The organism is Campylobacter sp. US25a (genome assembly GCF_004379075.1).
GTDB classification, from domain to species: Bacteria; Campylobacterota; Campylobacteria; order Campylobacterales; family Campylobacteraceae; genus Campylobacter_D; species Campylobacter_D jejuni.
The window spans coordinates 1-4,741 of the sequence record NZ_RYYM01000028.1; the positions used below are offsets into that span (position 1 = coordinate 1).

Annotated in this window: 8 protein-coding genes and 2 pseudogenes; 4 read left to right on the forward strand and 6 right to left on the reverse strand. The window is 27.1% G+C overall.

Annotated elements, in window-relative coordinates:
- Positions 1–915: pseudogene (locus tag ELQ12_RS09275) on the forward strand (conjugal transfer protein TraG); the annotation flags it as partial.
- Positions 916–993: 78 nt separating this feature from the next.
- A complete protein-coding gene (locus tag ELQ12_RS10775; RefSeq protein WP_243834151.1) occupies positions 994–1,359 on the forward strand; it encodes a hypothetical protein in 366 nt (121 codons plus the stop codon).
- An 88-nt stretch (positions 1,360–1,447) separates the two neighbouring features.
- Here ELQ12_RS10775 and ELQ12_RS10470 read toward each other — a convergent pair whose 3' ends face one another.
- The 5 genes from ELQ12_RS10470 to ELQ12_RS09300 form a co-directional block, all read right to left on the reverse strand.
- Positions 1,448–1,738: a hypothetical protein gene (locus tag ELQ12_RS10470; RefSeq protein WP_070287450.1), complete on the reverse strand. Its 291-nt coding sequence runs from the start codon at positions 1,736–1,738 to the stop codon at positions 1,448–1,450.
- An 11-nt stretch (positions 1,739–1,749) separates the two neighbouring features.
- The gene (locus ELQ12_RS09285; RefSeq protein ID WP_002782140.1) at positions 1,750–2,031 is read right to left on the reverse strand and encodes a type II toxin-antitoxin system YafQ family toxin; all 282 of its coding nucleotides are present in this window, start codon (positions 2,029–2,031) and stop codon (positions 1,750–1,752) included.
- Positions 2,018–2,245: a hypothetical protein gene (locus ELQ12_RS09290; protein ID WP_002819580.1), complete on the reverse strand. Its 228-nt coding sequence runs from the start codon at positions 2,243–2,245 to the stop codon at positions 2,018–2,020. The genes ELQ12_RS09285 and ELQ12_RS09290 overlap by 14 nt, the downstream gene beginning before the upstream one ends.
- 113 nt (positions 2,246–2,358) lie before the next feature.
- Positions 2,359–2,640, reverse strand: coding sequence for a type II toxin-antitoxin system RelE/ParE family toxin (locus tag ELQ12_RS09295; RefSeq protein ID WP_070305598.1), 282 nt, complete (start codon positions 2,638–2,640; stop codon positions 2,359–2,361).
- Positions 2,641–2,874, reverse strand: coding sequence for a hypothetical protein (locus ELQ12_RS09300; protein ID WP_002883553.1), 234 nt, complete (start codon positions 2,872–2,874; stop codon positions 2,641–2,643).
- A gap of 279 nt (positions 2,875–3,153) precedes the next feature.
- On the opposite strand from ELQ12_RS09300, the gene ELQ12_RS10260 reads away from it, so the two are divergent.
- Together ELQ12_RS10260 and ELQ12_RS09305 are read left to right on the forward strand one after the other, a co-directional pair.
- Positions 3,154–3,303, forward strand: coding sequence for a hypothetical protein (locus ELQ12_RS10260; RefSeq protein WP_002807582.1), 150 nt, complete (start codon positions 3,154–3,156; stop codon positions 3,301–3,303).
- Positions 3,300–3,693, forward strand: a pseudogene (locus ELQ12_RS09305) (type II toxin-antitoxin system death-on-curing family toxin). The gene ELQ12_RS10260 and the pseudogene ELQ12_RS09305 overlap by 4 nt, the downstream one beginning before the upstream one ends.
- Before the next feature lie 294 nt (positions 3,694–3,987).
- Here ELQ12_RS09305 and ELQ12_RS09315 read toward each other — a convergent pair.
- A complete protein-coding gene (locus tag ELQ12_RS09315) occupies positions 3,988–4,650 on the reverse strand; it encodes a hypothetical protein (protein ID WP_002871457.1) in 663 nt (220 codons plus the stop codon).
- Between the last annotated feature and the right edge of the window lie 91 nt (positions 4,651–4,741).

The window sequence follows — 4,741 nt, forward strand, 5'->3', positions numbered from 1 at the left end:
ATAACTTTTGCTTCTGGATTATCTCAAGCTCTAACAGGTGCTTCAAGAGCTGCTGGAAGCTTTGCAAATCAGCAAGCCTTATCTACACAAACTAGCATTGCTGCTCCTAGAGGAGATGAAGTTTGGGCGATGAATGCAGGTTATAATACTCTTCAATCTTCGTTTGGTGCAGGTGGTAGAAGTTTTATGGGAACAAGAGATATGCAACATGGTGGCGAATTAGTTAAAGATAATATGACTGGAAGTTCCGCTGTAATCAATGCTAATGGTTCTATAGGTAATGCTTCTATTAAAGGTTTAAATGCGGGTATGACTGCAAGCAATTTAGAAACAAGAGCGCACGCTCTAAGTGATGCGATTCAAAATTCTAACCTATCTCAAAGAGCTTTAGAAGTTGCTAGTGGAAAAGGAGATAGCTTAGCCTTATCAGAAAACGATAGAAATACTATCACCAAAGCAACACAACATGCTTTAGCTAATGCTTATTCTAAAGCAACAGGTGTGGATGTATCGCAAGCTTATAAAGATATGATGAGTGGAAGTATTGGCGGTAATCTTAGTGGTGGTTTTAATCTTGGCTTTGGTGGCAAAGGCGGTGATAAAGGGGGAAATCAAGCAAATGCTCAAGCAAGTGGTCAAATAGGAGGTAGTTTAACTACAAATTCAGTAGAATCTGAAGATTGGTATCAAAAACTAAGCAAAGATCAAAAAGAAACCTTTAATAAAACCTTTAACGAAAGTATTTCTAATGAAATTGGTAAAAATAGAGATGCAAGTGCTTCATTTAACAATCTTCTTAAAACAGGAAATGTTACAAATTCTGCTAGTATTAAAAGTTCTATGGATAGCTATAATGAAGCTAAAACGCTTAATAATTCAGTGGGTTATGATGGCCGTTCAAGGCTATATCAATGAAAATTATGGTGGCGTAGTTAATAAAGAAAATGTGGCTTCTGCTGTGAATGCTGTTGAAAATATGGCTGAAGGGGAGATATGCAAGGCTTGTCACATTATGCAGGAGTGGATTCTAATGTCAATTCAAATGGATTACACGAGCAAACAAAACATAATTATTATGATCCAAAAGGCACTATGACTGATCACAATAAAGCCATAGATGATTTAAATTCAAGACAAAAAGGCTTTATGGCAACAAGAAATGCTCCTACTAAAGTTGAATCAGAAGGATTAGCATTTGATGTAGAAAAAGCAGCAGGCGCAGCTGAGAAAAAAGCAGGAACTGCTATAGAAGAAAGAAATAATAAGATTGATTATGCAAATATACAAAAAGATATTAAGAATGGAAAAGATAAAAGTAAAGAGTTTAAAGAATTTCTAAAAGGAGATAGGAATATGTGAAATCAAATTTAGCTTTTTAGCTAGATTTGATTTTTTAATCAATGTAATATATTTGTGATATATGGTTTATATTTAGGACTATGAAAATTTATTGTTGACAATTCATATCTCTAGTGGTTTGATTTTGTTTTTTAAATTCTTCTACAATATAATCTGCATTTTCTTTAATCTGTTTTCCAATATACACTGTATTAAAATCTACCCCAATAATCATACTTTTACCAATAAAATCTTTAATATTTGAATTTATATTATCTATATTATCAGGTGTTACTTTATTTATCTTATCTTTGAGTAAGTATAAAATACAACAAACTATTAAACCACTTACAATAAATGCAAGACTTACTAAATAAGTGATTAAGTGTGCTTTATCCATCTTTATTCCTTTCAATATTTTTTAAATAACTTACTATGACTACCTAGTTTTAAAATATTTAGCTCTAACTCATTATTATGTTTTTGATAAATTAATAACAAGTTAGACTTTATATGACATTCTCTAAAATCTTTTAATACACCTTTTAATTGATGATCTTTATATTTAGGTTCTAAATTCTCATCATTAGAAAGTTTTACAATAACTTCATCAGTTATTTTACGCTCTTCATCGCTTATTTTTTTGTAAGCTTTTATAAAATCTTTATGGTAATAAATTTTATATTTTGCCATTTTGATAAGCTTTCACAAAGTCTTGATGCGAATTAAAGCTTAATGCAGTATTGACTTTTTTTTCTTTATCAAGTTCTTTGCTTGCATTTAATATCTTACTTTCAAAACTACTCAACTTAGGCTTAGAAATTTTACATTTGGCATTTATGCTTTTTGCTAAACCCTTGAATGCAGGTAAAAAATCTTCATTAACATTTTCAATAATAAGAGTCATAAGCAACTCCTTTCTCAATTTATATAACATAATTATACCATATTTTAATAATTTTTGCAAGTATTTATGCTATAGAATGCCTATTTTATGGGATTTTGAACGGATTTCTTTTTTTATTTGACTTGGTTATTTTTGTAAATCGTAATTAAAAGTATTTTATCGTTTTTTAAATCTATATAATATGGAATGACATATTTCTTAAAGATAAAATCTCTTATGTTTTCATCATTAAAAAGAGTAGATTTTCGAAATTTATAAGGCATATTGTCAATGCACAAAATAGCATCTTTTAAGGATTTTGAAAAATAATTTTTTGCACTCACACTATCTTTAGCAATAAAGGCTAAAATATTATTAAGCTCTTTTTTAAATTTATCACTTTCCACAATTTTCATTCACAGCCATTCGCTACCTAATGGAGTTACTGATAATTTTCCTTGTTTATAGTGTAATAAAGTTTCTTCAGCTTCTTTTTTTATTTCATCTATGGTTCGATTATCTTCATAATTATCCAAAGTAGCTTCTAAATCATTTTTAGAAATTTTAAAAATAGCTCCTGCATTTTTTGACAAACATTCTAAACTTTTTATAAAATCAATATCATCACTTGTAATGGTTATAGTGTGCATTATAATTTCCTTTTTAAAGTTTATTAACATGATAATACCATTTTTTAATAATTTTTGCAAGTATTTATGCTATAAAATGCCTATTTTTTAGGGATTTGAAACGGATTTCTTTTTTTATTTGACTTGATTGTTTTATTTATTACTTAATGAAAATTAATTTGGGTATAATTAGCAAATTAATTTTTTTAGCTTCATATTGATTTGCTAATCAAATATAAATGTTAAAATAGTCTATACAGTATTTAGGATATTAATTGAAAGAATAAAGAGGGTAGTAAAATGAAAACCACAGAATATAATACGCAACAAAAAAATAATAAAGAATATTTAGCTGAGAGAGAAGCAGTTAAAAAAACTATGGCAAAAATGGAAAAAGAATTAGAAAAACCTGCTATAAATGCGGTGTTTCAAAGACTTAAAAATAAATGAAATATATAGAACTAAGCGAAGCTATTGCTATACACGAAAAGATTATTGAAAAAACAGGCGGATTAAGTGGTTATAATGAAACACAAATAGGATATTTGGCTAGCGCATTAGAGCCATATAAAAAACGATGATTATTATCCTACAATAACTGATAAAATTACACATTTAATATTTTCCTGTGTAAAATTTCATCCATTTGCTGATGGAAATAAACGGACTTCGATATTTCTAGGTATGCACTTTTTAGATTTAGATGGTAAATATAATGATAAATTTGCTGAAGTTATGGAAGATATTGTTGTCGGTGTTGCAGATGATTCTATTGCAAAAGATGATTTAAATCAAATTTTACAAAATTTTATTGATAAAAATATAGAAGTTGAAGGATAATTTTCATCATAACCATCAAAATATAAATTCACATTTATATCGTGATATTGATAACGAAGTTTAATACAGTTTCCGACTTTTTTATATTTAGCATTATTGTACTTCTCTAATAAAATACCTAAAATAATAGTATCACTCATTTGCACTCCTTTAAAACGAAAATCTAAATATTATGCTATTATACAATCAACATTTTAGAGCAATACTAAATATAAACTAAATTGACAATTTTTTTATTGTATGATATAATTTAAAATCATTATAAGGGCGGATCGAGATCGCCCATCTTAAATACTATTTTAAGTAGCTATTCAAATCTTTTTCAAAACTCTCTATTAAATCACTTAAAAAAGCATTGATTTTATTTGGCATAACGCCTATAAAGGTATTATGTGATTTTGTGGTGATTCTAGGAGCTAAAGCCTTTTGATTTGTTATTTTTGTTTTATATAAATTTTCCCAGTGAAAACTTCTATTTCTGATTGTGAGTAAAAGGTTAAGAACAATATTTGCTTTTTCTATATTGCTAAAACTATTTTTATATTTTTTATTATTTACATAGTGAAAGTAATATTCTTTGTTGTGTGCATAATATTTTTTAAAATTTATATTAGAAGAATTAATTATTTTTGCCTCTAAGTGTTCTAGCTTAATTATAAATATTACATCTCCTAAAGAAATTCTTGAAATGAGTTGATTGTTATCTAATATTTCTTTGTTTTGCAATTTAATTATTTTTTGTTTGATGTTTTCTTCGTTATAATTTCTTAACCATTCTAAATCTTTTTCTTTCATATGTTTATCTAGTAAATTTCTTAATACTAGTTCAAGTATTGCTATTTTTGTTGTTATGCTTGCAATCATTTTTAAATTATCAAAATGTTCGTAAATATTATTATAAGATTCTAATCTTTCTTTAGAAAACAAATATTCAAGATCGGTTTGTTCTGTTGGCATGAATTTCTCTAATATTGGATTAATATTCTTAAATCATATCAAATTTTTACAAAAAATATTATTATTCACACTTGTAAGTACTTTTTTCAAG